Annotated in this window: 23 protein-coding genes; 9 read left to right on the plus strand and 14 right to left on the minus strand. The window is 69.8% G+C overall.

Going from position 1 to position 26,350, the window contains the following annotated elements:
• Positions 1 to 18: 18 nt before the first annotated feature.
• Complete coding sequence (locus tag Mth01_RS05605; protein ID WP_204012316.1) at positions 19 to 1,128, minus strand: sulfite exporter TauE/SafE family protein; 1,110 nt, start codon at positions 1,126 to 1,128, stop codon at positions 19 to 21.
• Positions 1,129 to 1,260: 132 nt separating this feature from the next.
• A complete protein-coding gene (locus Mth01_RS05610) occupies positions 1,261 to 2,214 on the minus strand; it encodes a MerR family transcriptional regulator (protein ID WP_204012317.1) in 954 nt (317 codons plus the stop codon).
• Between the two features lie 151 nt (positions 2,215 to 2,365).
• Between Mth01_RS05610 and Mth01_RS05615 the strand changes: the two genes are divergently transcribed.
• Both Mth01_RS05615 and Mth01_RS05620 read left to right on the plus strand, forming a co-directional pair.
• Positions 2,366 to 2,791: an uL11 family ribosomal protein gene (locus Mth01_RS05615; RefSeq protein WP_204012318.1), complete on the plus strand. Its 426-nt coding sequence runs from the start codon at positions 2,366 to 2,368 to the stop codon at positions 2,789 to 2,791.
• Positions 2,792 to 3,310: 519 nt separating this feature from the next.
• Positions 3,311 to 5,995: an HNH endonuclease signature motif containing protein gene (locus tag Mth01_RS05620; RefSeq protein ID WP_204012325.1), complete on the plus strand. Its 2,685-nt coding sequence runs from the start codon at positions 3,311 to 3,313 to the stop codon at positions 5,993 to 5,995.
• A gap of 265 nt (positions 5,996 to 6,260) precedes the next feature.
• Here the strand turns inward: Mth01_RS05620 and Mth01_RS05625 are convergent, their stop codons facing one another.
• From Mth01_RS05625 to Mth01_RS05640, 4 genes are all read right to left on the minus strand, one after another.
• Positions 6,261 to 7,259: a TIGR04500 family putative peptide maturation system protein gene (locus Mth01_RS05625; protein ID WP_204012328.1), complete on the minus strand. Its 999-nt coding sequence runs from the start codon at positions 7,257 to 7,259 to the stop codon at positions 6,261 to 6,263.
• A gap of 9 nt (positions 7,260 to 7,268) precedes the next feature.
• Positions 7,269 to 8,243, minus strand: coding sequence for an MvdC/MvdD family ATP grasp protein (locus Mth01_RS05630; RefSeq protein ID WP_204012331.1), 975 nt, complete (start codon positions 8,241 to 8,243; stop codon positions 7,269 to 7,271).
• A 69-nt stretch (positions 8,244 to 8,312) separates the two neighbouring features.
• Positions 8,313 to 8,474, minus strand: coding sequence for a hypothetical protein (locus Mth01_RS05635; RefSeq protein ID WP_204012334.1), 162 nt, complete (start codon positions 8,472 to 8,474; stop codon positions 8,313 to 8,315).
• A gap of 3 nt (positions 8,475 to 8,477) precedes the next feature.
• Positions 8,478 to 9,083, minus strand: a complete 606-nt coding sequence (locus tag Mth01_RS05640) for a response regulator transcription factor (RefSeq protein WP_204012337.1) — start codon at positions 9,081 to 9,083, stop codon at positions 8,478 to 8,480.
• 174 nt (positions 9,084 to 9,257) lie between these two features.
• Between Mth01_RS05640 and ggt the strand changes: the two genes are divergently transcribed.
• Positions 9,258 to 11,180, plus strand: coding sequence for a gamma-glutamyltransferase (ggt, locus tag Mth01_RS05645; protein WP_239089388.1), 1,923 nt, complete (start codon positions 9,258 to 9,260; stop codon positions 11,178 to 11,180).
• 17 nt (positions 11,181 to 11,197) lie between these two features.
• On the opposite strand, the gene Mth01_RS05650 is transcribed toward ggt, so the two are convergent.
• Positions 11,198 to 11,371 (minus strand): hypothetical protein, encoded by a 174-nt coding sequence (locus Mth01_RS05650; protein WP_204012340.1) that lies wholly within the window; start codon positions 11,369 to 11,371, stop codon positions 11,198 to 11,200.
• 97 nt (positions 11,372 to 11,468) lie between these two features.
• Between Mth01_RS05650 and Mth01_RS05655 the strand changes: the two genes are divergently transcribed.
• Together Mth01_RS05655 and Mth01_RS05660 are read left to right on the plus strand one after the other, a co-directional pair.
• Complete coding sequence (locus Mth01_RS05655; RefSeq protein WP_204012342.1) at positions 11,469 to 12,284, plus strand: SURF1 family protein; 816 nt, start codon at positions 11,469 to 11,471, stop codon at positions 12,282 to 12,284.
• 22 nt (positions 12,285 to 12,306) lie between these two features.
• Positions 12,307 to 12,627, plus strand: coding sequence for a DUF3817 domain-containing protein (locus tag Mth01_RS05660; protein ID WP_239089389.1), 321 nt, complete (start codon positions 12,307 to 12,309; stop codon positions 12,625 to 12,627).
• A gap of 47 nt (positions 12,628 to 12,674) precedes the next feature.
• On the opposite strand, the gene Mth01_RS05665 is transcribed toward Mth01_RS05660, so the two are convergent.
• Together Mth01_RS05665 and Mth01_RS05670 are read right to left on the minus strand one after the other, a co-directional pair.
• Positions 12,675 to 12,869: a hypothetical protein gene (locus tag Mth01_RS05665; protein ID WP_204012345.1), complete on the minus strand. Its 195-nt coding sequence runs from the start codon at positions 12,867 to 12,869 to the stop codon at positions 12,675 to 12,677.
• Positions 12,870 to 13,001: 132 nt separating this feature from the next.
• On the minus strand, positions 13,002 to 13,598 hold the full coding sequence (locus Mth01_RS05670; RefSeq protein ID WP_239089390.1) for a hemerythrin domain-containing protein: 597 nt from the start codon (positions 13,596 to 13,598) through the stop codon (positions 13,002 to 13,004).
• A gap of 159 nt (positions 13,599 to 13,757) precedes the next feature.
• On the opposite strand from Mth01_RS05670, the gene Mth01_RS05675 reads away from it, so the two are divergent.
• The 4 genes from Mth01_RS05675 (at position 13,758) to Mth01_RS05690 (ending at position 20,305) form a co-directional block, all read left to right on the plus strand.
• Complete coding sequence (locus Mth01_RS05675) at positions 13,758 to 14,459, plus strand: response regulator transcription factor (protein ID WP_204012347.1); 702 nt, start codon at positions 13,758 to 13,760, stop codon at positions 14,457 to 14,459.
• 16 nt (positions 14,460 to 14,475) lie between these two features.
• The gene (locus tag Mth01_RS05680) at positions 14,476 to 17,553 is read left to right on the plus strand and encodes a DUF4153 domain-containing protein (RefSeq protein WP_239089391.1); all 3,078 of its coding nucleotides are present in this window, start codon (positions 14,476 to 14,478) and stop codon (positions 17,551 to 17,553) included.
• Between the two features lie 132 nt (positions 17,554 to 17,685).
• Positions 17,686 to 19,062 (plus strand): alanine racemase, encoded by a 1,377-nt coding sequence (locus Mth01_RS05685; RefSeq protein WP_204012353.1) that lies wholly within the window; start codon positions 17,686 to 17,688, stop codon positions 19,060 to 19,062.
• Between the two features lie 31 nt (positions 19,063 to 19,093).
• Positions 19,094 to 20,305 (plus strand): L,D-transpeptidase family protein, encoded by a 1,212-nt coding sequence (locus Mth01_RS05690; RefSeq protein ID WP_204012356.1) that lies wholly within the window; start codon positions 19,094 to 19,096, stop codon positions 20,303 to 20,305.
• Between the two features lie 25 nt (positions 20,306 to 20,330).
• On the opposite strand, the gene Mth01_RS05695 is transcribed toward Mth01_RS05690, so the two are convergent.
• From Mth01_RS05695 to Mth01_RS05715, 5 genes are read right to left on the minus strand one after another with little or no spacing between them, the layout of a single operon-like run.
• Complete coding sequence (locus Mth01_RS05695; protein ID WP_204012359.1) at positions 20,331 to 21,326, minus strand: LacI family DNA-binding transcriptional regulator; 996 nt, start codon at positions 21,324 to 21,326, stop codon at positions 20,331 to 20,333.
• The gene (locus Mth01_RS05700) at positions 21,327 to 22,718 is read right to left on the minus strand and encodes a GH1 family beta-glucosidase (RefSeq protein WP_204012370.1); all 1,392 of its coding nucleotides are present in this window, start codon (positions 22,716 to 22,718) and stop codon (positions 21,327 to 21,329) included. It abuts the gene before it with no gap.
• A complete protein-coding gene (locus tag Mth01_RS05705; protein ID WP_239089392.1) occupies positions 22,715 to 23,548 on the minus strand; it encodes a carbohydrate ABC transporter permease in 834 nt (277 codons plus the stop codon). Before Mth01_RS05705 ends, Mth01_RS05700 begins: the two co-directional genes overlap by 4 nt.
• Entirely contained in the window at positions 23,545 to 24,567 is a 1,023-nt protein-coding gene (locus Mth01_RS05710) for a carbohydrate ABC transporter permease (protein WP_204012373.1), read from the minus strand. Before Mth01_RS05710 ends, Mth01_RS05705 begins: the two co-directional genes overlap by 4 nt.
• A gap of 5 nt (positions 24,568 to 24,572) precedes the next feature.
• Positions 24,573 to 25,937 carry an ABC transporter substrate-binding protein gene (locus Mth01_RS05715; protein WP_204012376.1) on the minus strand — a complete coding sequence of 455 codons (1,365 nt, stop codon included), beginning with the start codon at positions 25,935 to 25,937 and terminating at the stop codon, positions 24,573 to 24,575.
• Positions 25,938 to 26,350 lie beyond the last annotated feature (413 nt).

Genomic DNA, 26,350 nt, shown 5'->3' on the forward strand with positions numbered 1-26,350 from the left:
CCTGGCCATCACGGAGCGTTATTGCAAAGTCCTTTGGCCTGCGGGAATGCTCTCGAAAGTGATGAAACCGACGTACATCCCCATGCCGCAGGCGTAGCGGAGCCGTCCGGCTTCTCGCGGCGGAAGCCGTACCGTCTGCCGGCCGGTGACGGGCAGCACCACGTCCCGGCCGTCGATCGAGAGCGTGCGCGTGCAGCCCCGGTTGTCATGGGAGCGGAAGACGATCTCGATCGGGTGGCCCGCGGCGGCGCGGGCGACTCCGGGGCGGAACCCCTCGCCGGTGGCCCAGATCGTGAGGTGCTGAACGCCCTCCGGTCCCTGTCGGGCGAGCGTCGCGGACGCCGACGCTGAGGACCCGGCGGCCGAGCCGAGGTCGGGGAGCCAGCCGCCCAGTCGGAGCCCCGACCCGATCGTGAAGACTCCGACGACGAGGGCGGCGACCGCGGCCAGCGTGGTCAGCGTGCCCGACCGCCTCCCGGTGACCCCGCGCAGGAGCAGGCCCAGCGCGGCGAGGACAGGCGCCGTTCCGACGGCGAATCCGGCGAGGACCGCGGCGCCGCCCAGGGCGCTTCCCGTGGAGACCGCCACGATCTCCATGCTGATCGTCACCCCGCAGGGGACGAGGATCGTGGCGAGTCCGAGGAGCACGGCACGGGGGACTCCTCCGGGTTCACCCGGTCTCGGCGCCCTGCGTGTCGCGCACTCATCCCGATGCGCCGGGCGATCCGAGGAACGTCCGCCCATGCGGAGCAGGCGTACGGCGAAGGTGAATACCGCGATCCCGGCGGCGACGAGGAGCACCGCCCTGGCCCGCGGACCGATCTGTACGGCCGAGCCCACCAGGCCGAGCAGCGCTCCGGCGGTGAGGTGAACCAGCAGCCTCGCCGACAGGAACGCCCCCACTATGGCGAGGTCCCGTCTCGACCGGCCCGACCCCTGCCGGCCCGACCCCTGCCGGCCCGACCCCTGCCGGCCCGACCCCTGCCGGTCGGACTTCTGGCTGTCCGACCTCTGGCAGGACGGGTTGACCAGGCCGATGAGCAGGCCGCCCTGTACCGCCGTGCATGAGGCGGTGCCGGCGGCGAGACCGGCGGCTACCCCGCCGACGAACAACGCTGCCGGGTTCATTCTCGCAACGTAACGTGCTCAATCGACAGCGACCAGTAATATTTGTCTGCCTCGCGGGCAAACGACTCCTTTCCGGAAGGAATCTCGGTCTCGTCTCTCGAACCCGTTGCTGCGCGATGCCCTGAGCGGTGCTTATGCGCCGCCTTCGGCATGCGCGCGAATCGCGGTGATGAGCCATTCGAAGGCGGGCACGCTCGGTTCGAACGGAGGCGTCCCGTTGATCACGCCCAGCAACTGCCAGTATCGCTCCACCCTGCGGTCGGTGAACCGCTCTATCTGGTCGGCGAGCCGTACGCGCTCATCGGCCGGCATGCCGGGATCGATCAACCGATCCAGGACCTCGCGGCCCCGGGCGGAGTGGGGAGCGACGCCCTCTGCCATGGCGGCGCGAACCCGATCGAGGACGGCCTGAGGGTCGTAGGGCGGCGGTTTCGGCACGTCCGTGCCGGTGCCGGTGCCGGTGCCGGTGTCTGTGCTGGTGCCCGCGACCGCCATCTCGCGGGCCCGCCGGCGGAAGTCGGGGTCGGCGACCAGCTCGGCGAGCTCCATCCAGGCGTCCACCTGCTCGGCGGTGGGATCATCGGGCAGTTCCGCCGGCAGTTGGCGCATGCGGTTCGCGATGGCCGCCCCGGGCGTCTCAGGATCGGTGCCGGCGAAGACCTCGTCGACGAACTCGTCGATGACGCGCCGTCGTTCGGCCGCCGACAGCCGGGCCAGTTCGTGCATGAGCTTCATCTCCTCAATGGTGCTTGCGCGTTCGGCGACCGACCGCAGCACCGCCCGGCGGGCCCGGAGAATGCGGATCTCCGCGTCCAGGGCCGCGACATGCGCCCGCGCGACCTCCGCCACGGTGGCCTGTCTGGCCAGCACCCGCTGGACGGTCGGCAGGTCGAGACCCAGCTCGCGCAGTGTACGGACCAGGTCCAGCCGCGCCACAGCTTCGGAGTCGTACAGCCGATAACCCCCGGCCGTACGGTCACTCGGCGGGATGACGCCGATGTCGGACCAGAAGCGGATGGTGCGGACCGGTACGCCGGTCCGGCGTGCGAGTTGCCCGATGGTGAGCACTTCGCCACGGTCGTTCACGCACACAGCCTCCACCCTCCAGTAGGTGGAGACTCAAACTGTTTCACGGCCCGTTCCCGTTTGAGTCTCCGGCTTGAGTCTCCAGCCGCTGGAACTCCTAGCGTCCATCTGCGCAGGAAGACCAGGAAGAACGGACGGAAGGGGACGGGCCTTGGCAGCGAAGCGCAAGGTTTTCGAGGCGACAATTCAGCTCGAGGCGGGCGACGCCGCGGTGGCGGAGTTGGGGAAGGTGCTCGGGCCGACGGGTGTCAACATCGTCGCGATCAAGCGCGAGTACGACGAGAGCACATCGGGACGGCGTGGTGAGATCGTGCCGGTCGTGGTCACTGTGCTCGAGGACCGGGCGGTGGAGCTTCGGTACAAGTCTCCTCCGACGTCGTTCCTGATCCGGCAGGCACTGCGTGGCAAGGGCGCGGCCAGACCGGGCCACGACGGGGCTCGTCGGCTGACGAACGCCCAGCTCCGGGCCATCGCGGTGCGCAAGCTGCCCGACCTGAACACCAACGACGTCGACGCGGCGATGCGCATCGTCGCGGGTACGGCACGCTCAATGGGCGTGACGGTCTCGGAGAGCTGATCCAGAGCGTTTCGGCCGACACGTTTGGCTGGCACGTTTTGGCTGGCACGAGCGTTTTGGCGGGCGCGGGACCGGCGGTTGAGAACATCCCGATCCCCGGAGTGGTCGTCGTCGAAGAACACAGAGGGTGAAGGGTTGTGTCGACAGAGTGTTCGAGGTAGGGTTGGGGCAGTCGTTACGGGTGAGCTTAGCTGGCGGGCCGTTCGAGGCCATGCGCCGAGTGATGAAGTAGCCATTTCCGCATCAGGAAGGTCCCTGGTCCTGATGGCCGGGGATGGTCGTTGCTTTCGACTCGGTGAGGGGGTGCCCGCCATGTCCGTTCCGCTGCGTGAGCCGGTCGTTTCCGGCGAGCCTGTCGCACCGCGCCTTTCGGCCCTGCCCGTTGAGGACGCATCTGTATCCGCCCCTGCCGGTGCTGCCGGTGCCGGAGCCGGTGAACGCGCTGCCGGATCCACGGCGGGTTCCCCTGGCTGTAGTGGGGTGTGGGCGGGGTGGCTGGATCATGGAGGTCCGGAGCCGGTGCCGTTGCCGACGGGGGTGGCGGGTGCGATGCCGGGGGCGGAGTTGGCGGGGTTGCTGGCCGGGGTGAATGTGGGCCGGGTGTCGGGGTTCGACACGGTGGAGGTGCTGAAGGCGGCCTACCGGCAGGTGTGTCATGCGCGGGCGTGGTTTTTGCTGGCGTTGCTGGAGGTGGGGCTGCGCGAACAGGGGTCGGGGGATGGCGTGTGCCGGGTGGAGACGCCGGATGAGTTCGCTCCCGACGAGGCGCGGGCGGCGCTGGTGTGGTCGCGGCGGCGTTCGGATACGACCTTTGAGCTGGCGTGGAATGTGCATCGCCGGCTGCCGGTGCTGGGGGAGGCGATGCTGGCGGGGGCTCTGGACGAGCCGAGGGCGGTGGCGTTCGTACGCTGGACGGTAGGGCTGACCGATGAGCAGGCCCACCAGGTGTGTGAGCAGTTGGTGGGCCAGGCGCCGGGCTGGACGGTCGGGGAGCTGATCGAGCGCATCCAGCAGATGGTGCTGGCGATCGATCCGTTGTGGGCGCACAAGCGGTATGCCGAGGCGGTACGGCGGCGCCGGGTGGTGGGAGTGCGCGGCGAGGACGGCACGGCGAGCGTGTCGGGGCTGGATCTGCCGCTGGATCGGGCGGCGGCCGGGTGTGAGCGGATCGATGTGCTGGCACGGGCGTGTAAGCGGGCGGGGGACCGGCGGCCGATCGACCATATTCGGGCGGATCTGTTTCTGGGGTCGCTGGACGGGTCGTTTGAGCGGTTGAGCGATGAGGAGATCATCGCTCATGTCCTCGCACATCCCTTCATCGACCCCGATCCCGATCCCGACGTCGGTCCCGGTCCCGATCCCGACGTCGGTCCCGATCCCGGTTCTGGCCCCGGCCCCGGTCCTTGTCCTGGTCCTGGCTCTGATCCCGACGCCGACGCCGACGCCGACGCCGACGCCGACGCCGGCCCCGGTTCTGGCCCCGGCTCCGATTTCGACGCCGGTCTTGGTACTGATGCCGGTGCCGATCACGATCCTGCTCCCGGTCACCATGACAGCTCTGATAGCCCTGATAGCCCTGATAGCTCTGGTAGTTCTGAGAACTCTGATGGCTGTGATGGCTGTGACGCTGACGGCTGTGTTGTGGCGCCTGCGGCTGGCCCCGATGGCGACCACAACTCGGGCGAGACCTGGGATGGCCTGAGGATGACGTCCGGCGGCTGTCCCGGTGGCGGCCGGGGTGATGTTCCCGTTGGCCGCCCCGAAGACGGACCGCACCGGGATGGCCCGGTTGCGGGAGGCCGGGGATGGGCGGTGGGGGAAATCCGCGTCGGGGTAACCACCCTGATGGGGCTTGATGAGCATCCCGCTCATGTGCCCGGCTGGGGATTCCTGCACGCGGGCCTGGCCCGCCAGGTCGTCGCCGGGATGCTGTCGGGAGAGTGGCGTTTCGCCGTGTGCGGTGACGATGGTCGTCTCCTGCATGCAGGGATCACCCGTCACCGCCCGCAGCCGGCCACCGCCTCTTCCGGACGTGCTGCCTGCCCGGCTGGTGACGCTCGCCCGGCCCGTGACAGGCGCCGGGGCGGGATCGTGGAACTGCAGGTCACCTGGGCACGCCTGTGCGAGTTGACGCGTCGGCCCGTTGCCGGGGATGCCTGGTCGAAACTGCTGGCCGATCTGCTCGGCCAGACCCGCCCGCGCGTGGAACACCACTTTGGAGAGGGCACCGCGCTCGCCGCCGACGACGGCCGGTGTTCCGAACGTGAGCGTGACAGTGGTCCCGCCCCCTGGTCCGGCGCTGATCCCGGGACCGGTCCTGTTCCTGGTCCTGAACCTGGTCCTGAACCTGGTCTTGATCCTGGTCTTGGGTCCGACCCTGGGTACGGTCCCGCCTTCGGTCGTGATCGTGATCCTGGTGTCGGCAGCGGTCCCACACGCGATCTCTATTCAGCATCCCTTCCCGGGCGGGATGCTGCTCCCGGGCGGGATGCTGCTCCCGGGTGTGGCCCTGGAGCCGATCACGGCCAGGATCCCAGCGCCGGCCATGACCGTGGTCCTGGTTCTGGGTGGAGTCCCGGTCGTGGTGGGGATGGTCGGCGGGCCGACGCCGTCCTACGGCGCTATGTCCAAATCCGTGGCCGGGTGTGCTGCTGGCCCGGCTGCCGCGTGCCCGCCACCAAGACCGACCAGGACCACATCGTCGACTGGGCCTCGGCCGGTCCGACAAGCGCGGGCAACCTGGAGTTGGCCTGTCGTCATGATCACCGGGCCAAGCACGAGGGCGGCTGGCGGGTGTCCAGGCCCGAGCCGGACATGATCGTCTGGACCAGCCCCCTCGGGCATGTCTACCCTGTTCGGCTCCCTCCGATCATGGTTCCCCTGCCCGATCCGCAGCCGCGGAACTGGCCGAAGGCACCGCCTGGCCGCCTGCCCGAGAAGTATGAGCCGATCATGTCGGAGAGTATGTCGGATGAGGTCTTGACCGGAGGCTCGGCATCAGGGCCGGGGCCGGTGGGTCAGGGCTCTCCCGGGCGGGGCTCTCCCGGGCGGGGCTCACCTGGGCGGGGCTCACCTGGGCGGGGCTCACCTGGGCAGGGCTCTCCCGTGGAGGGCTCTCCCGTGGAGGGCTCACCGGGGGACCGCACCACGGGTATCGAACCCAGGAGCTTCCTTGATCCTGATCACGACATCCCTCCCTTCTGACAGCTTTCGGCAGCGTGTGCACGCGGGTGAACTCACAGAGCGATGGGTGGGGCGTCGTAGAAAGGACACTCTCTGTGAGCACAACGAGTAACGGCAGGTCCGTTGGGGATGTCCTGCGGGACAGTCTTCGCAGGCCGGGCTGGACGAGGCGGTCCAGTCCGAAGAGGAGCAGCGGCATTGCCAGACAGCCAGCCGATCAGCGATTGGCGGCGCGAGCTGTAGGAATCCCTCTCCCTTAGCTTTGGAAGGATGGAGGAGGAGGAGATCAAAGCCAGTGCCAGGTGATGTCGGCCTTGGCACGCCGCTCGGCCATGTACTCTGCGAAGCCCGCGCGACCGGCGGCGGCGAGGGTGCGGAGGTCGGTGGGGTCGGCGGGGCGGCGTTCGCGGACGACGCCGAGCAGGTGGGCCTTCCCGTGGGCGACGGGGCCGACGACGGTTCCCTCAGGGGCGGCGCGCAGGGGTTCGGGCAGGTCGAGGGCGGGGCCGTCGACGGTGGTGACGGTGATTCGGTCGCGGGAGGCGAGCGCCCGGGTGAGGGCGGCATCGGGGTCGGAGGTGCCTGCCAGCTCGGCGAGACGATCTTCGGGGCCTTCCGCCCACAGCGCCCAGACCTGGTCGAACTCGGCCGGGTTACGCGCCAGATAGTCGTGTGCCGTCTCCTGCTCGATGCGGATGCGGACCCGCTGTCTGAGGGCCAGGCCGAAGATGTGACTGGTGTAGGCAGTCTCGTTCAGGCCGACGGCGGCGAGCCAACGCGTCATGTCGGCGCGGCTGCGCAGGCCGTTCCTGATCCGGTAGGCATCGGACGCCTGCTGGATCTCCTCCTGGGTGGGCGGGGACTCCATGCCGGTCATGTCGCTCAGGATGCAGTAGTCGATCAGCTCATCCGGGATCGTGGTGTCCCGCTCGGCCCGGGTTCGCAGGGTGAGCAGCGCGTTCTGGATGAGCAGGCCGAAGCCGTCCACGGTGACGACCCGGCCGGAGGCCCAATGGGTGGAATGATCCACGGTCCAGGGCACGCCGTCGTCGGCGGGGGCGGTCAGCGCCACACTTCCCCCGTCGGGGTGGGCCAGCACCAGGTCGTAGTCGACCATGGGGCTGCCGGCCCGAACGTCGGCGACGAGCTGGGCGCGAACGGCAGGTCGGGTCTCGCTCCACTCGGCGACGGTCCGCCGGGCCTCGGACACGTCGTCGCGGCGGCGTGGCAGCGTCCGCAGCAGGGCCGCAGCTTCGGTGAGGGCGGCGTCGAATGTGCTGGTCATGGGATGGTTTCACCTGTGCGATTCGGCGGCGATGAGCCATTCGGCGATGGAGGCGGCGATGGGCAGGCCGGTCATGGTCTCGATCCAGCCCCACTGGCCTGCGGGGTTGATCTCCAGGTACACGTACTCGCCTTCGGGAGTGACGATCATGTCGATGCAGCCGTAGTGCAGGCCGAGCGAGGCGACCAGCTCCAGGCAGCGGCGCTCGACGTCGTCGGGCAGGCGGTGGACCGCGTAGGTGGAGAAGGTCTGTTCGTAGTGGCGGTAGTCGTACCGGGTCGCGCGTGATCCCTGAGAGTGGATCTCGGCGGAGAACACCTGATCGCCCACTACGGTGATCCGCAGCTCGATGGCCTTCTTGACGTACGGCTGGAGGATGGCGGGGGACAGGGCCAGCCGGTGCCTGTCAGTGAGACGGCGGCGGCTGACCGGAGTGGTGTAGTGCGCATGGTCCTCACCATCGATCCGGAACTCGACGAACTCCACCTCCTTGGCGATCAGCTCGCCTCCGGCCTCCGCCCAGAACGGGATGAGGTCCTCATCGTCGTTGGTGATCAGGGTGTCGGGGGTGGTGAACCCCAGCGCAGCCGCGACACCGAGGTTGACGAGCTTGTTCTGGGTGCGGATGATGTCCATCGTTCTGGCCGGCAGCCAGCGGCTCTCGACGGTGTGCTCCCACCCGAGCAGCAGGATGGTGGCGATCTTCTCGACGTACTTGCGATGGTTGTCGTCGGCGACCGATTCGGGCGCGTGCGGATGCGTGGGATGACGGTTCCAGATCGCGGTGAACTGGGAGCAGTCGTACTCACGGCCGTCGATGCGCAGGACGTGCCGCCAGGACCCGCCGGTCAGGCGCGAGCTGATCGCGCTGTCGGCGGGGTAACCGCCCGGGTCCCACCACAGGAACTCGGCACCTCGCTCGACGAGTTCGGGGACGACCAGCTTCACCGACTCGTCGTCCTTGGCGCTGAGTAGCAGAATCACCGAATTTCCTATCATCAGAGGCGGCGTGCCCGGTAAGCGCGGGCACGCCGCTTTTTTTCACACCCTGTTTCAGGGAATGACGATGTCGCGCTTGTCGACGGTCTGTCCCTGGTGGGCGCTGGCGGTCCACGCGCACGCGACCCACTGCATGTCCCTGCCCCCGACGATGTCGTCCAGGGCGTCCTCGGGCAGCTCGGCGACGCCGTCGATGTCGTCCAAGCGAATGGTCATTTCTTACACCTCCTCCCGGGAATGCTTGATCAAACTCTCGCGGCGCCGCCTTGGATCTTGGTTGGAGGTGACTTGCACCGCACTACGGCCTCTGCGCCAGCCGGGCTTGACCAGGCCGGACTCGTAGGCGATGACGACGAGTTGGGCACGGTCGCGAGCCTGGAGCTTCATCATCGTGCGGCTCGCATGCGTCTTGGCCGTCGCGGGCGACAGGTACAGCATGGCGGCGATCTCGTCGTTGGTCATGCCGCCGCCCACGAGTGTGAGAACCTCGCGTTCCCGTTCGGTGAGCAGATCGAGGCAGGCGGCGATCCGGGGTTCCTTGGCCTCGAAGACGTACTCGTCCAGCTCGAACGTGGTGAGCATTGTGATCTTCGTGTCGGCGAGTCGGGGATCCGCGCCGATGCGGCGGGTGGCGGTCAGGCCGTCCATTCCCGGCACCCGGATGTCCATCAGCGCGACGTCCGGGTGATGCTCATGAGCCAGACGTACGGCTTCCGCGCCCACACCGGCCTCGGCGATCACTTCCATGTCGTCCTGGGCGTCCAGCAGGGCACGGAACCCGGCTCGTACGAGTGCCTGATCGTCGGCGAGCAGGACTGGGATCACTTGGACTCCTTCGCCGGCTCCGCCGCGTCGACGGGCCGACGGCGCCAGAGCCGGGACACGGCAAGCCCGGCCACCCGCGTCCACAACCGGACATTCCCGTGCGGATCCTGACGTCGTGAGTCATGCTGAGGTGACCCGCAGTGTGGTGTGGGCGACAGGGGCGGAGGTCGCGGGATGAGAGGTGCCATGGTCGCGTCGCTGGGGCTGGTCACGCTTGCCGGCCTGGTGACCCCGCCGACAGACCTCTCGCCGACAGTCCTCCCGCCGACAGTCCTCGTGTCGGCAGTCCTCCCGCCGGCAGTCCTACCGTCGGCCTTGACCGCGCCCGGGCCGTACGCCGCGGACCCGGCGGGGACGTCGGCCCGGCGCAGACCGGGCCCCAAGCGGCCGGTGGCGGAGGGGTACGGCGGGGCGGTGGCGACCGTGGACCTGGACGCGAGCCGGGCGGCGCTGAAGGTGCTGCGTCAGGGCGGCAACGCGATGGACGCCGCCGTGGCCGCCGCGGCGACGCTCGGCGTGACCGAGGCGTACTCGGCGGGCCTGGCGGGCGGCGGCTTCATCGTCTACTACGACGCCCGCACTCGGAGGGTCACCACGATCGACGGCCGGGAGACCGCGCCGCGGGCCATGACCGCCACGACGTTCGAGGGAATCCCGTTCGACGAGGCCGTGACCAGCGGCCTGTCCGTCGGGGTGCCGGGCAGCGTCGCGCAGTGGGACCTGGCGCTGCGCCGGTTCGGCACGATGTCGCTGCGGCAGGCCCTGCGCCCGGCGATCGAGACGGCAGAGAAGGGCTTCGTCGTCGACCAGACCTTTCATGACCAGACCGCGCAGAACGCCGACCGCTTCAAGGACTTCACCTCGACCGCCGCCCTCTTCCTGCCCGGTGGCCGCCCGCCGCCCGTCGGGTCGGTATTCCGCAATCCCGACCTCGCCAGGACGTACCGGGAGCTGGGCAGGCGCGGGCCGGCCTGGTTGTACGGCGGGGCGCTCGGCCGGGAGATCGTGGCCACGGTCAAGCGCCCGCCGGTGGCTCCCGGCGTCACCCGGACGGTCCGGGCCGGGCTGATGGAGAAGGCCGACCTCGCCGCGTACCGGGCGATCGAGCGGCCGCCCACCAAGGTCACCTACGAGGGCCTCGACGTGTACGGCATGGCGCCGCCGTCGTCGGGCGGATCGACGGTCGGCGAGGCGCTGAACATCCTGGAGGCGCTGCCGGGGGTCGAGTCTCGAAGCCAGGAGCCGCGGACCCAGCGGCTGCATCGGTATCTGGAGGCTTCGCGGCTCGCGTTCGCCGACCGCAACGCGTATGTGGGCGACCCGGCCCACGTGAACGTGCCGCTCGACGGGCTGCTGTCCGATGTCTTCGGCAAGGAGCGCGCCTGCCTGATCGGGCCGGTCGCCCTGCCGCATCCGGCGGCGCCGGGTGCGCCGGACGGGCCCTTCACGGCCTGCGCCGCGCCGTTGTCGCCCGCGCCGTCCCGGGGTTCCTCACCCCAGGGGGAGCAGCCGGAGGGGCCGGAGACGACCCATCTCGTGGTCGCCGACAAATGGGGCGACGTGGTGGCGTACAACATCACGATCGAGCAGACCGGCGGCAGCGGCATCGTGGTGCCCGGCCGCGGGTTCCTGCTGAACAACGAGTTGACCGACTTCACCTTCGGCCCCGCGCCGGGTGACCCCAACCTGCCCGCGCCGGGCAAGCGGCCCCGCTCGTCGATGGCGCCGACGATCGTGCTCAAGGACGGCAGGCCGTGGCTGGCGGTCGGATCGCCCGGTGGATCGACGATCATCACGACCGTGCTCCAGATCCTGGTCAACCGGATCGACTTCGGGATGTCGCTGCCCGAGGCGATCGCCGCTCCGCGCGCGACCCAGCGCAACACGGCGGCCACGCAGGCCGAGCCCGCGTTCCTCGACCGGTACGGCGCGGCGCTCACCGCTCTCGGTCACACGCTTGTCCCGGTCCCGGGCCCGCCGGCCGGGGAGATCGGCGCGGCGACCGGACTGGAGTTCCTCGGCGGTGGAAGGGTGCAGGCGGTCGCCGAGCCCTCCCGGCGCGGAGGCGGCAGCGCCCTCGTGCTGAGAACGCGCTGAAGTCACTCCAGCTCAGCTCAGCCGAGCATGAGATAGGCCACCACGCCCAGCGCCACCAGGAGCACCACGGCGACGGCGATCCATATCGGCAGCCGGGACGGCTGCTCCTTGGCGGCCGCGGCGTCCTGCTGATGCGCGAACGCGCGAAACGCCTGAGTGTTGCCGGCCGGGTCAATGTGAGGGTCGGACATGGGCGCAACTCTAGCGACCCCCGAGAGCCCTCGAAGCGATTTGTCGGATTCTCCGCCGGGTGCGGGACCGATGCCGTCAGCGGATAGCGTGTTGTGCATGTTGCGTACCCTGCTCGCTCCCCGGCTGGTGGCCCTGCACCTGCTGGTGATCGGGGTGCTCGTGTCCTTCACACTGCTCGGACGCTGGCAACTCGGCGTCTTCGAGGCATCGGGCCAGCCCAGGCTCGCCGCGGATCCGCCGCCGGTCGCCGTGGCCGAGTTGACCCAGGCGGGCCGGCACACACCGGTCGACGTGGTGGGCCGGCGGGTGACCGCCACGGGCGCCTACGACGCGGGTGGCCAGCTTCTGGTGGCCGACCGGGTGGCCGACGTGGACGCCCCCGGAGGGCGGGCGGCCAAAGGCCAGGGATTCTGGCTGCTCACCCCGTTGCGGCTGGCGGACGGCACGCTCGTCGCCGTGATCCGCGGCTGGGTGTCCTCGCCGCAGGACCCGGCGGCAGCCGTGCCCGAGGGGGCCGTGACGGTGACGGGACGGCTGCGCCCGGCCGAGCAGACCGACGCGGTGCAGCGCTCGGCGCGGGCGCTGCCGGCGGGGCAGGTGGCCACCGTGTCCACTTCGGAACTCATCAACGTGTGGACCGACGCTCCGCTGCGCGACGGCTTCGTCGTCGCGACCGCGCAGGAGCCGGCCTCCCGGGCCACGCCCGTGGCCGTGCCGCCGCCCACCGAGGGCATGGGGCTGACGTGGCGCAATCTGGCATACGCCGCCCAGTGGTGGGTCTTCGCGCTCTTCGCGGTCTACATGTGGTTCCACTTCGTACGCGACGCTGTACGGTCCGACCGGGCGAACCGTACCGGCCAGGCGGCCCCGGCGGCGCCGGGAGGACCGGCCACCGGTGCGGATATCGTGTGATGAACGACTTCCAGCAGAGGTAATGATCAACGTGGCTACCGCGCTCAAGTTCTACCGGGTCATGGCGTACATCGTCGGCGTGATGCTGCTCGCGCTCTGCGGCGCCATGGTCGCCAAGTACGGATTCGACAGCCCCACAGCGGTGATGGTCGTGGGACAGGCTCACGGTTTCCTGTACATGGTCTACCTGGTGGCCGCGTTCAACCTCGGCCTCAAGGCCCGATGGGGCATCGGCTACCTGATCCTCGTGCTGCTCTCGGGGACGATCCCGTTCCTGTCCTTCGTCATGGAGCGGAAGGCCACCGACCGCGTCCGCAAGCAACTCGCGGTCGCGGCGGTGTAGGACGCGCTTCCCTGAGACCCTGGGCGGCAGGCCCTTCAGCAGGACCTTCAGCGGCCGATCTGGCGGCGGCGGATCCGGCGCAGCCGCGCACGCTGCGACTCGTCGAGCATGAAGTAGGCGATGACCGGGCCGCCCAGCACGCCGAGCACGATCAGCCAGGTCAGGATCGAGGGGAGCGGCAGGAGGATGGCGAGCACGGCCACAATCCCCGCACCCACGTAGTACTTTCCGAGTGGCGACATCGTTCGGCCTTTCGTGTTCTCTGCTGCGTCGCCCAAGGGAACGTACGAGCCTGCCGCCGAGTTCCCCTTCCTCGGGCACGGCCTGCGACCCTCGGTCGGGCCGCGGCCGTGCCACGCGGATGTCACACGGTTTCAGCCTTCGCCGGACTCTGACTTGCCCATCGCCTTGCGGATCACGTCGCGCGCCCGGTCCATCATCGCGATCGGCGGGCCGAGCAGGATGTTCCCGGTCGCAGACTCGGGGCCGCCCGGGTGCGGGTGCGTGGGCGCCATCGCCTCGGCGGCCTTGACTCCCACGGCCATCGACCTGCGCTCGGCCTCACTGGTCGCCGCCTTCAGCTCGGCGAACTCATAGCGCTCCTCGGCGGCGGCGTGGGCGAACACGGCTGCCCTGAGTCTCTCCAGTTCCTGGGTGAACTCAGGCGTCGTCACGTCCATGTCGTCGAGGCGGCTGAGCATCTCCTTCGCCTCAGCCTCCTCCTGCAGGCGACTGTCGACGATGTTGTCGCCGCCGACCAACTTGCGTCGCGCAAAGGGATGGACGATCTCCTCCTCGGCCGTCTCATGAACGGCGAGCAGGCGGACGAGTCGGCTGAACGCTTCCTTCCGCTCATCCCCCCGGCACCTGTCGACCTCGTCGAACAGATCTCTGATGAGGGAATGCTGCCGGAGCAGAAGGTCGATGACGTCGTTCTCCTGCATTGTTTCCGGCCTGGTCTGGCGGTCCATTCGCGCCTCCTCTCTGGTCGTATTCGGGCTACCCCCAACCAGGGACCGAAACGCCCACCCTTAGCTGCGGATTTCGTAGTTTCGCCCCTCCGACGAGATGCACGAGATCTTCACATAACGGCACGACAGGTCTGCACAAGGTCGTCCTACGATTCCGGCATGCTCACTCCCCAGCCGCCTCCCCGGCAGCGCCGCGTCCTCGTGGTCGAGGACGACGAGACGATCGCGCGAGCCGTACGGCACCGCCTGGTCGCGGAGGGTTTCGAGGTGTTGGTCGCGAACGACGGAGCGGGGGCGCTCGCGACCTACGCCAGGACCGAACCCGATGTCGTGGTCCTCGACCGGCTGCTGCCCGGCCTGGACGGGCTGGAGGTCTGCCGCAGGATGCAGGCCGCCCGTCCGGTCCCGGTGCTCATGCTGACCGCGCTCGGCGAGGAGACCGACGTGCTCGTCGGTCTGGGCGTGGGGGCCGACGACTACATCACCAAGCCGTTCAGCATGCGCGAGCTCGTGGCCCGCATCCACGCGCTGTTACGGCGGGTCGAGCGGGCCGGCCTGCTGGCCCGGGGAGACGAGGTGATCCGCGTCGGCGCCGTAGAGATCAACACGGCCGAGCGGCGGGTCTTCGTGCACGGTGTCGAGGCGCAGCTCACGCGGACCGAGTTCGACCTGCTGCGGCGGATGGCCGAGCGTCCGGGCCAGGTGTTCGAGCGGGAGCGGCTGCTGGCCGACATCTGGGGCTTCTCCGAGGCCGCCGCGACCCGGACCGTCGACAGCCACGTCCGCGCGCTGCGCCGCAAGCTCGGCCCCGAGGTCGTCCGCACGGTCCACGGCGTCGGCTACGCGCTCGCCCGCACCTGAGCCGGGGATGAGAGCGATGAGGCCGCTGGACTTCCTCGGCCGGATCAAGGTCAAACTCGGCATCGTCATCGTGCTCGCCGTGGTGACGGCGTTCGTGGTGAACGAGGTCGGCATCAATTACGGCCTGTCGCGGGATGTCAGGATCGCCATCGCCGTGGTGCTCGCGCTGATCATGGTGCAACTCCTCGCCCGGGGCATGACCCGGCCGCTGCGCGAGATGGCCGCCGCCGCCCAGACGATCGCCAAGGGCCGGTACGGCATGCGCGTGTCGGCGACCTCCAGGGACGAGGTGGGGGAACTGGCCCGCGCGTTCAACGCGATGGCCGCCGACCTGGGCGAGGTGGACCGGCAGCGGCGCGAGCTGGTGGCCAACGTCAGCCATGAGCTGCGGACCCCGATCACGGGCCTGCAGGCGGTGCTGGAGAACGTCGTGGACGGCGTCTCCCCGCCCGATCTCGACACGCTCGGCACGGCGCTGGCCCAGACACAGCGGCTCGGCCGCCTCGTGACCCAACTGCTGGATCTGTCGCGTCTCGATTCGGGCGTCCGGCTGATCGAGCCCGAGCCGATCGATCTCGCCTCGCTGTGCCGGCAGGCCACTTCGGAGGCGGGGCTCGGCCGGAACGAGGTCACCGTGGTGAGCGAGGTCCGGCCGGGGTTGACCGTGCGCGCCGACCCCGACCTGCTCGCGCAGGTCCTCGCCAACCTGCTCGACAACGCCGTACGGCACAGCCCTGACGGAGGGACGGTGCGGCTGGCGGCGCGTCTCGCCGAGCCGGGCCTGGAGCTCGACGTCACCGACGCGGGTCCCGGCATCCCGCCGGAGGACCGGACCCGGATCTTCGAACGCTTCTCCCGGCTGGACTCGGGCCGGACGGCCGACGCGGGCGGCGCCGGCCTCGGCCTCGCCATCGCCAAGGAGATCGTCGAACTCCACGGCGGCTCGATCAGGGCCGCCGACGTCGAGACGGGCGGCCGGCGGGAGCTGCGGGGTTGCCGGATGGTCGTCATGCTCCCGGCCGAATCGGTCATGGCCGGCGGGGTTCCCGTACCGGACCGACCGATCGAACCAGTGGCGGTTCCCGACCCTGGGGTGGTTGCCAAGCCGGTCATGGTTCCTGAGTCGGTCGTGGTTTCTGAGTCCGTTGTGGTTCCTGAGTCCGCCCTGGTTCCTGAGTCCGCCCTGGTTTCTGGGTCGGCCGTGGTTTCTGGGTCGGCCGTGGTTCCCGCACTGGTCGACGCGGTCACCATCTCCGGGGCAGCGGTCCATGCCGAGGCCGGGGGCGCCTACCCAGATCGGCGGGTCGCCGCGGTAACGGCGAAGGCGGCGCTCGGCGCGGGGATCGGCATGTTCGTCGGCTTCGGCGCCGGGCTGTTCATCGCGTTCTTCCTGGGGCTCTTCCTGGGCGGCGCGATCGGGCCCATCACGATGCTGCTGCTGACCTGCGCCGGCGCCGTGAGCGGGGCGGCCGTCGGCTCGTCGAACGCCGCCGCCGCGCGCCCTGTCGTCACCTCGCACCCCTCCGCCACCGCGGGCTCCAGCTCCCACAGGCACCCCGTCATCACCGTCGACACGAGCATCACCGTCGACACGAGCAGAAAGAGACATCCCATGCCGCCCGACTACGTTCCGCCGCCGATCTTCCCCCGGCCCGAGTTGCCGGACGCACCAAGGTGGCTGCTTCCCGCCGTGGCCGCGGTCGGCCTGGTGGCCGCGCTGGCCGTGCCGTCCGCCCCCCTGGGCCTGGGGCTGGTGCTGACGTCGGTCGCCCTCGGCGGCGCCGCGCTTCCGGTCGTGCTGCGGCACCGGCGGGAACGCCTCACGCCGTGGACCGTGACCTTCGGCCTGCTGGCGTACGCCCTGGTGTCGGTGGCGCTGCTGCGCGACGCGGACTGGATGGTCACGCCGATGCTGCTCGCCGGGTTCGGCGTGGCGGCGCTCGCACTGTCGGGCGGCGGCGAGAACTGGCTGGATGTGATCAGAGGCGGTCTGTCGGTCGTCGTCGCGCTGCTTCCGTTGCCGTGGTTCCTTTCGGGGCCGACCCGGCGGCTGCTGCGGCGCCGGAAGCTGCTGCCCGTGGTGGTGAGCGTCGTCGTCACCGCGGTCCTGCTCCTCGTGTTCGGGCTGCTGTTCATGTCGGCCGACGCGGTGTTCTCCACCTTCGTGTCCGATCTGCTCAGGACCCCCGAGTGGGCGAGCGGCGTGCCGTACCGGGCCTTCGTGTTCGCGGTCTTCGCGGCGCTCGCGGCGGCGGCGGTCCTGGTCGCGCTCCGGCCGGTCGCCGAGCCGCGCAACCCCGACCTGCGGATCTCCCTCGGCCGGACGCTGTGGATGATCCCGTTGATCGGGCTCAACCTGCTGTTCGCCTCGTTCGTGGCCGTGCAGGTCGCCGTGCTTTTCGGAGGTAACCGGCGGGTGCTGTCGACGGCGGGCCTGACCTACGCGCAGTACGCCAGGTCGGGCTTCTTCGAGCTCGTCACGGTCAGCGTTTTCGTGCTCGGCATCGTCGCCGCCGCGGCCGTTCTGCTCAGGCTGGACGGCCGCGGGGACCGCTGGTCCCTCGCCGTGCTGCTCGGGCTGCTGTGCGCCTTCACGCTGGTCATCCTCGCCTCGGCGGTGCACCGCCTCGATCTGTACATCGACGCGTACGGAATGTCCCGGCTTCGGGCGCTGGTCGGGGCCACGATCTGGTGGCTCGCCGCGGTGTTCGTGCTCGTCCTGGTCGCGGGCGCGCTGCGGCTGTCGCGTCGCGGCGCGCGCTGGTTCCCCCGCGGTCTCGTGCTGCTCACCGGGGCCGCGATGCTCGTGTTCGCGATCTGGAACCCTGATGCGAGAGTGGCGGAGACCCAGCTGGCCGTACGCGGCGTCGACCGCCTGGACCACCGCTACCTGGGGAATCTCGGGGCCGAGGCCGTGCCGGCCCTGGACCGGCTGCCCGAGCCGGACCGGAGCTGCGTGCTGTTCGAGGTCATCGTGGCCAACGAGCTCTACCGCCGGGACCCGTGGAACGGCTGGAACCTCGCCCGTGAGCAGGCACGCGACGTGCTCGCACGCCGGCCGGTGCAGCGGCGCATCGAATGCCCCGTCCCATAATGGTCCTGCCCGGTTGAAGGTCCTGTCTGGTTCGGGATGGCTTGACCGGTCCAGTACGATCCAGCGAGGTAGCTGTGCCGTCCGGCCGGCGTTGAGGGGCCCACCGATGAGCGGGACGATGAGGGGGACGAGGTGAGTTTCGCGGACCGCCTCGAGCGTCCCGAGATCGTCATCGGCTGGAGCACCCGTGGCTTCCTGCGGCCAGGCAGTCCGATCGCGGCGGACGAGTTCGCCGTCGCCGGTCACTCGCTGTTCGGCGGGGCGTTCACCTGGCCGGTCATGGTGGCCAAGCGGTCGGCGCTGGAGCACAACCTCGCCGCGCTGGCCCGGTTCGCCGCGGAGCACGGCCTCGCTTTCGCGCCGCACGGCAAGACCACGATGTCTCCCGAGCTCTTCCAGGCCCAGCTCGACGCCGGCGCGTGGGGGATCTCCGCGGCGACGCCCGCCCAGGTGCTGGTCTGCCGGAAGTTCGGCGTGCCGCGCGTGCTGCTCGCCAACGAGATCTTCGATGTGGCGGCGCTTCGCTGGCTGGCCGCCGAGATCGAGCATTTCGAGTTCCTCTGCTATGTCGACTCCGTCGAGGGGGTGCGGGTTCTCGACGAGGCCGCCGGCGCCGTGCCGTTCCGGGTGCTCATCGAGCTCGGCCACGAGGGAGGCCGGACCGGCTGCCGGGGCACCGCCGCGCTGCTGGAGGTGGCCCAGGCGGTGCGCGAGGCCCGCGGAGTCGAGCTCGCGGGGGTCGCCTGCTATGAGGGCACCCAGCCGGGAGCGGACGGGGTGCGCGCCTTCCTGCGCGAGTTCCGCGAGGCGGCCGAGGCGGTGGCGCCGTACGTGACGGGCCGGCTGATCGTCTCGGCGGGCGGAAGCGCGTGGTTCGACCTGGTCGCCGAGGAGCTGTCGCCGCTGACCGGCGAGTCGGGCCTGAACGCGCTCGCCATCCTCCGGAGCGGCGCCTACATCGCCCACGACGACGGGTTCTACCGGGAGCACACGCCGTACAACCGGATCGCGCCGGCGGCCGGAGGCCAGGCTGGGGGTCAGGCCGGGGGTCAGGTCGGAGGCCTGGCCGGGCTGCGACCGGCGCTGGAGGTGTGGGCGCAGGTGCTCTCGGTGCCGGAGCCGGGCCTGGCGTTCGTGGGCATGGGCAAGCGGGACGTCCCCTATGACCTGGACCTTCCGGTCGCCCGTGCCGTACGGCGCGGCCTGTCGGGCGAGACCAAGCCGATCAATGGGCCGAACCGGGATGAGCCCAATCGGGATGGGGCCAACCGGGACGGGCCGGACCAGGACGGGCCGAAGGTCGTCAAGGTCTGGGACCAGCACGCCCAGATGGTGTGGCCCGCCCAGGGCGCGGCCGGGACGGGGGATCTGGGGCCGGGGGATCTGGGGCCGGGGGATCTGGTGGCCTTCGGCATCTCGCATCCGTGCACCGCGTTCGACAAGTGGCGGGTCATCCCGGTGGTCGACGACGATTACGTCGTGGTCGACCTGATCGCCACGTTCTTCTGAACCTTCCGAGCTTTCCCAGGGAGCGGTGAGCATGGACGGCGCCCTTTACGCCTTCGTCGAGGACTTCCGCGACGAAGGCGTGAACCAGGTCCTGGACCGCGTCACCGCGTACGGCCTGCGGGGTGTGACGGTCGCGGCGGCCTGCGAGCAGGCGAGGGACCTCACCCCGCACGGGGCGTCCCGGCTCACGCTGCGCCGGGACGGGGTGCACTTCCCGCCGCCCGAGGACGTGTTCGCCGGGCTGCGGCTCGTCCCGCCGGTCCAACCGGGGGCCGGGGATCGGCCGCTCACCGAACTGCGCCGGGAATGCGATGAGCGGGGGCTCGAGCTGCACGGCTGGACGGTGTTCCTGCGCAACGCCGCGCTGGGCCAGGCTGATCTCGACGTCACGGTGCGCAGCTGCTTCGGCGACCGCGGTTCGCCGGCCGATCTGTGCCCGTCCCATCCCGACGTCCGGTCGTACGCTGTGGCGCTGGCCCGCGCGGTGGCCCGTCAGGGGGTGGACACGGTCGTGGCCGAGGCGCTGCACTTCGGCATGTTCGCGCACGGTTGCCACCATGAGCGCTGCTTCGTGGAGTTCGGGCCGATGGACGCTTTCCTGTTCGGCCTGTGCTTCTGCCATCACTGCATGCGCCGGGCGACCGATCTGGGCGTGAAGGCGGAGGTGGCCAGGGAGGAATGCGCCAGGATCGTCGCGGGCGTGCTCGACGGCGACCCTCCCGCGGAGGGCGAGGTCACCCGGGCCGCTCTCACGGCCTACGCCGGGCCGGAGGTCGTGGCCTACGCCAGGGCGCGGTCCGAGAGTGTCACGTCGCTGGTCGCCGAGGTGTCCGCCGCCGTCACCGCCGAGGGCGCCGTGCTGACGTTCCTGGACGCCACCGGGGCCTGGAAGGGCTATGCCGACGGGCTGCCCCCGGCCGGGCTCGCCGCGCACGACGCCTGGCAGTTCGGGGTGGACCTGGTGGCCCTGGGCGATCTCGTGCCGTCGTTCGCCGTCCCCGCCTACGCCAGGGACCCGCGGCGGGTGGCCGAGGACCTGGCGGCCTACCGCCGCTCGATCGGCAAGAACCCGGTGCTGCGCGCGGTGCTGCGGCCGGGCGTCCCGGACGCCGACTCAGCGGAGCAGCTGGCGGCCAAGGTCCGCGAGGCAGGGGAGGCGGGGGCCGACGCCGTCGACTTCTACGCGTACGGCCTGGCCCCCTTCAGCGCACTCGACCGCATCCCCGCGGCGTTGGAAGGCTGAGCCTCCGGCGTTGGAAAGCTGATCCTCACCCGGACTCGCGGACGACGAGTTCGGTGGGGAGGATCACGGGATCGGCCGGGCCGCCCTCGAACAGGCCGAGCAGCAGCCGGACCATCGCGGCGGCCTGCTCGACCACCGGATGCCTCATGGTGGTCAGCGGCGGCTCGGTGTAGCGGGCGGCCTCTATGTCGTCGAACCCGACCACCGCGACGTCGTCCGGCACCCGCCGGCCGGCCTGCCGCAGCGTCTGCAGCGCGCCGACCGCCATGAGGTCGTTGGCGACGAACACCGCGTCCAGAGCGGGATCGTCCTCCAGCAGGTGCCGCATCGCGACCGCGCCGGACTCGCGGGTGAAGTCCCCGACCGCGACGATCGAGCGGCGGTCGGCGTCACGCAGCGCGTTCCGGTAGCCGGTGAGCCGGTCCTGCCCGGCGATCATGTCCTGCGGTCCGGCGATGGTGGCGACGCGGCGTCGTCCCCGGTCCAGCAGGTGCCGCGCCGCCTTCTCCGCGCCGCCCACGTTGTCGTTGTCCACGTACGGCAGGGGCACGGGCACGGCGGGCCTGCCGTACGAGACGACGGGGACGCCCATGCGGGCGATCGCGGCGGGCAGCGGGTCGGCGCCGTGCATGGAGATCAGCATGACGCCGTCGACGTGACCGCCGGCGATGTACCGCTCGATCCTCGCATGGCTCTTGGCCGACCCGGCCAGCATCAGCACGACCTGCCGGTCGGCCGCCTCGAGCTCCAGGCTGGCCGAGCGGATGACGGTCGCGAACATCGGATCTTCGGAGAAGACCCGGGTCGGCGGCTCGGACACGACCAGGGCGATCGAGCCGGTCCGCTGGGTGACCAGGCTGCGCGCCGCCGAGTTGGGGACGTATCCCAGCTCGTCGACCGCGCGCAGCACCGCCTCCCTGATCTGCGGAGTGACGGTGAGCTGGCCGTTCACGACCCGGGAGACGGTCGCGCGGGACACCCCCGCCCGTGCCGCGACCGCCTCCAGCGTGGGTCGCCTCATTCATTCCCCCTGAAGCCCGTTGCGTTTGATGACTTCCCGATACCACAGCGCGCTGTCCTTGGGGAGGCGTCGCTGGGTCGTGAAGTCGACGTACACGATTCCGAACCTCTTGTGGTAGCCGTAGGCCCACTCGAAGTTGTCCAGTAGGGACCATACGAGATAACCGCGTAGGTCCACACCGGCGGTGATCGCGGCGTGCGCGGCTCGCAGGTGCCCGTCGAGGTAGTGGATCCTGTCGGGGTCCGGGACGCGGTCGTCTCTCACCTCGTCGTCGAAGGCCGCGCCGTTCTCGGTGATCAGCAGTCCGACCTCGGGATAATCACGCGAGAGCCGTACGAGAAGGGACTCCAGGCCCGCCGGTTCGATGGGCCAGCCCATCGCGGTCACCGGTCCCGTAGGCGGTTCGAACCGGATGTCCTCGGTGCCGGGATAAGCCGGATTGGCCGGCTCGCCGGGCGAGCGCGAGACGGTCGTGGGGCAGTAGTAGTTGACCCCGAGCAGCTCGATCGGCTGGTGGATCACGGCGAGATCGCCGTCCCCGATGTGCTCGAGGCCCCCGTGCCGGGCCGCGATCTCCAGCACCTCCGCCGGGTAGCGCCCGCGCAGCGCGGGGTCGAGGAACTGCCGGTTCAGCAGCGCGTCCACCCGTGCCACGGCTTCCTCGTCCTTACCCAGCACCGTGCCGAGGTTGAGGGTGAGCGCCAGTTCTGCCGCGCCGGCCGAACGCAGGGCCGAGACCGCCAGGCCATGTCCGAGCAGCAGGTGGTGCGCCGCCCGGAACCCCTCGGCCGGGCTGTGCCGCCCGGGCGCGTGCACCCCGGAGCAGTAGCCGAGGAACGCCGACACCCAGGGCTCGTTCAGGGTCGTCCAGGTCCGCACTCGGTCGCCGAGCCGGTCGTGTACGGCCAGGGCGTAGTCGGCGAACCGGAAGGCCGTGTCCCGGTTGGTCCAGCCGCCCAGGTCCTCCAGCGGCTGGGGCAGGTCCCAGTGGTAGAGCGTGGCGTAGGGGGCGATGCCCTGGTCGAGCAGCTCATCCACCAGCCGGTCGTAGAAGTCGAGACCGTCCGGGTTGACCGGCCCGGCCCCGGTCGGCTGGATTCGCGGCCAGGCGATCGAGAAGCGGTACGCCTTCAGGCCGAGGTCGGCCATGAGCCGGACGTCCTCGGCGTACCGGTGGTAGTGGTCGCAGGCGACGTCGCCGGTGTGGCCGTCGGCCACCTTCTCCGGAGTGTGGGAGAACGTGTCCCAGATCGACGCGCCCCGGCCGCCCGCCGTGACCGCGCCCTCGATCTGGTACGACGCCGTCGCGGCGCCCCAGATGAAGCCGTCAGGGAAGCGGCCGAAGTCGTCAGGGAAAGGGAAGCGGTCGAAGCCGTCGGGAAAGACCGTCATCCCTTAACAGCTCCCTGCATGATTCCTCCGATGATCTGCTTTCCGAGCATGACGAAGATGAGCACGAGCGGCAAGGTCGCCACCGCCGTGCCGGTCAGGCCGAGGGTGAAGTCCCTGACGTACCCGCTGGCGAGCTGGGACAGCGCGACCTGCACCGTCGGGTTGTCCGGGGTGAGGACGACCAGCGGCCAGAAGTAGTCGTTCCAGGCGGTCATGAACGTGAGCATGCCGAGCACCGCCGCGGCCGGGCGGGCGGCCGGGATGACGATGTGCCAGAAGAGGCGCCACGTGCCGCAGCCGTCCATCCGCCCGGCCTCCAGCAGCTCGGTGGGCAGCGCGCGGCTCAGATACTGCGTCATGAAGAACACGCCGAACGCGCTGACCAGCGCGGGAACGATGACCGCGTACATCGTCCCGGTCCACTCAAGTTTGATCATGAGCATGTAGAGCGGGATGATGCCGAGCTGCGTCGGCACCATCATCGTCACCACCGTCAGCAGGAGCAGCGCGTTCCGCCCGCGGAAGCGCAGCTTGGCGAAGGCGAAGCCGGCCAGCGTGGAGAAGAGCATCACCGAGAGCGTGATCGCGCCGGCCACGATGACCGAGTTGAGCAGCGCCAGCGCGAACGGCGCGGTGTCGAAGACCCGCCCCACGTTGGCGAAGAAGTTGCCGCCGGGCAGCAGCGGCGGCGGCACCTCCGCGAGCGCGGCGTTGTCGTGCGAGGCGACGATCACACTCCAGTAGATGGGGAAGGCCGAGAAGAACGCCACCGCGGTGAGTGTGAGATAGGTGAGCGGATGCCTGCGCAGCGATCTGAATGGCGATCTCAATCCAGTCCACCTCGCATGCGCCGTACGACCAGGTAGTTGAAGCCCACGACGAGGACCACGAGCAGGAACATCACCCACGCGGCCGCCGAGGCGTAGCCGAACTCGAAACTCCGGAATCCTTTCTCGTAGAGGTAGAGCGCCAGGGTCTGGAACTGCCTGTCGGTGCCGCCGGTCACGGCGGCGCCATTGCTGACCTGCGCGCCGAACAGCAGCGGCTCGGCGATGATCTGCATCGAGCCGATCGTGGTGACGATGACCGTGAAGATGATCGTCGGACGGATCATCGGGATCGTGATCCGCCGGAGCTGCTTGGCGCCGGACGCCCCGTCGAGGGTCGCGGCCTCGTACAGCTCGCGTGGCACGGCCTGCATCGCGGCGAGGTAGATGAGCGTGTTGTAGCCCGTCCACCGCCACATGATCATCACGGCGATCGCGATGTGCGAGCTGCCCACGCCGGCCTGCCAGTTCACCGGGTCGATCCCGAAGACGCCGAGCACCAGGTTGACCAGCCCGAACTCACGTCCGAACAGCTGGCTGAAGATGACCACCACGGCGACGACGCTCGTCACGTTGGGCAGCAGCAGCGTGATCCGCCACAGCGTCTGCGCGCGCAGCGGCCGGTTCAGCAGGTGCGCGAGCACCAGCGCCAGCGCGAGCTGGGGGATCGCCGACAGCAGCCCGATGGACAGGGTGTTGAACGCCGCGTTCCAGAAGTAGCCGTCGGTGAAGAGCTCGCGGTAGTTCTCCAGGCCGATGAACGGGTTCTCGCTGCTCAGCAGGTTCCAGTCGTGCAGCGAGACCCAGGCCGTGTAGATCAGCGGGAAGACGCCGAAGGCCGCGAAGAGCAGGAAGAAAGGAGAGACGAAGGTGTACGGCGTGGCCGTACGCCCCAGCCGGCGGCTCAGGCGGGCGACCAGTGGCCGACGGCCGCCGCCTGCCCGGGCCGCGCGGGCCGGGGCAGGCGGTCGGCTCTCCTGTTCGACGAACGAACGGGTCGAGGAACTGCTTTCTCGGGGCATCCGGGCTACTTGATGTTCTCGACGTCCTTGAGGACCTGGGCCCACGCCTCGTCGGGCTTCTGACGGCCCTGCTCGACCCGGCCGAGGCCGTTGCCGATCGCCGTCCGCACGTCGCCCTCACGGGGGCCGAGGTGCTGGGGCTTGAGGTTCCTGACCGCGTCAGAGTAGATCTTGCCGACCGGGGCGCCGTTGAAGAAGTCCTTCGTGAAGTTCTGGATGTCCGGCTGGTCGTACAGTGCGGGGGTCGACGGGAAGTTGCCGATGGCCTTGAACACGGCGGCCTGGCTCTGCGTCGACGTCAGGAAGTCGGCCAGCTCGGCGGCCTCCTTGGGGTGCTTGCTCTGCTTCGGCACGGTGAGATGGGTGCCGCCGGCGTTGCCCGCCCCTCCGGGGACAGCGGCGATGTCCCACTTGCCGGCCGCGCTCTTGGCCTGGTCCTGGATGTAGGCGGTCATCCACGCCGGGCAGATGATCGTGGCGAAGGAGTCCTTGGCGAATCCGGTGTTCCACTCGGGGGTCCAGGCGCCGATCTTGGCGGACAGGCCGTCCTCGATCATCTGGACCGACAGGTCCCATGCCTTCTTGACGTCCGGATTGGTGCCCACGACGATGTTGTCCTGAGCGTCGTAGACGCCGACCGGCGCCTGGGCGATCATCGCACGCATGATCTCACCGGGGCTGTCGAAGAACTTGGTGTCCTTGGGCGCCGCGGCGGCGAACTTCTTGCCGGTCTCGATGTACTGCTCCCACGTGGGCCACAGGGCCGACACCTCGTCACGCCCGGTCGGCAGCCCGGCCTTCTCGAACAGGTCGGTGCGGTAGCACATGGCCAGGCCGCCGACGTCGGTGCCGAGGCCGATGATGGAGCCGTCGGGGGCGAGGCCCTGCTGCCACTTCCAGTCGAGGTAGTCGCTCTGCCGCTTGTCCAGCCCGAACTGCTTGAGGTCGACGAATTTATCCGGCTGCGGGGTGAATCGACTGATGTAGCCGACCTCGATGGCCTCGACGTCCGCCGCACCCGCGCCGGTGGCCAGGTGGGTGGCGAGGTTCGTGTGATGGTCGTCGGCGGCCGCCTGGCGCTCCTCGATCTCGACGTTCGGGTGCGTCTTCTTGAACTCCTCATACAGCGGTTTGAAGCCGAAGTCGCCGAACAGCCCCACCGTCAGCTTGATCTTCTCAGTCGATCCGCCGGAGCCGCCCGACTGGGGGGAGGTGTCACTTCCGCCGCCGCACGCGGCCGCGGTGAGGGTCAGCAGGGTGGCGGCGAGCATGGGGGCGGCGAACCGGGTTACGCGATTTATCCGAGTTATCCGGGTTATCTGGGTTAACCGGGTTGTCCGGGCTGAGGGGGAGACGCGGGGGATGCTCATGAACCCTCCTTGGGCTCCGCGTACTTATGATCTTGAGGAGAGCGCTCTCTGTGTCTTCCAGAGCACAGGTTGGTCCGCGGTGCGCGTGGCGTCAATACGTGGATCAGTAACGATTCTCGTTATCTGGGATTCACGTCGGACGGAGGTGGGAGAGCGCTTTCTCCCCGTGGACGCGGGGCCTGGCCGGGAGCCTCCGCTCGTGGGCGGAGCTCTCGGCGGAGAGGGCCGCGACAAGACCGCCGATCCGGAGAGCCGTTAGAGAGCGCTCTCTCCATTTGCCCAAGTCAAGAGCTATCTGATGGGAAAGCGCTCTCGCAAACTCTACTTGGACACTTGACTGAGGTCGGATGAAGGGGGAAAGTGTCGGCAGGTCGGCCCGCGGCGAGCGGGCCGTACCCCCAACCCCCCACCCC

It is taken from the genome of Sphaerimonospora thailandensis, from assembly GCF_016863115.1.
Classification (GTDB): domain Bacteria; phylum Actinomycetota; class Actinomycetes; order Streptosporangiales; family Streptosporangiaceae; genus Sphaerimonospora; species Sphaerimonospora cavernae.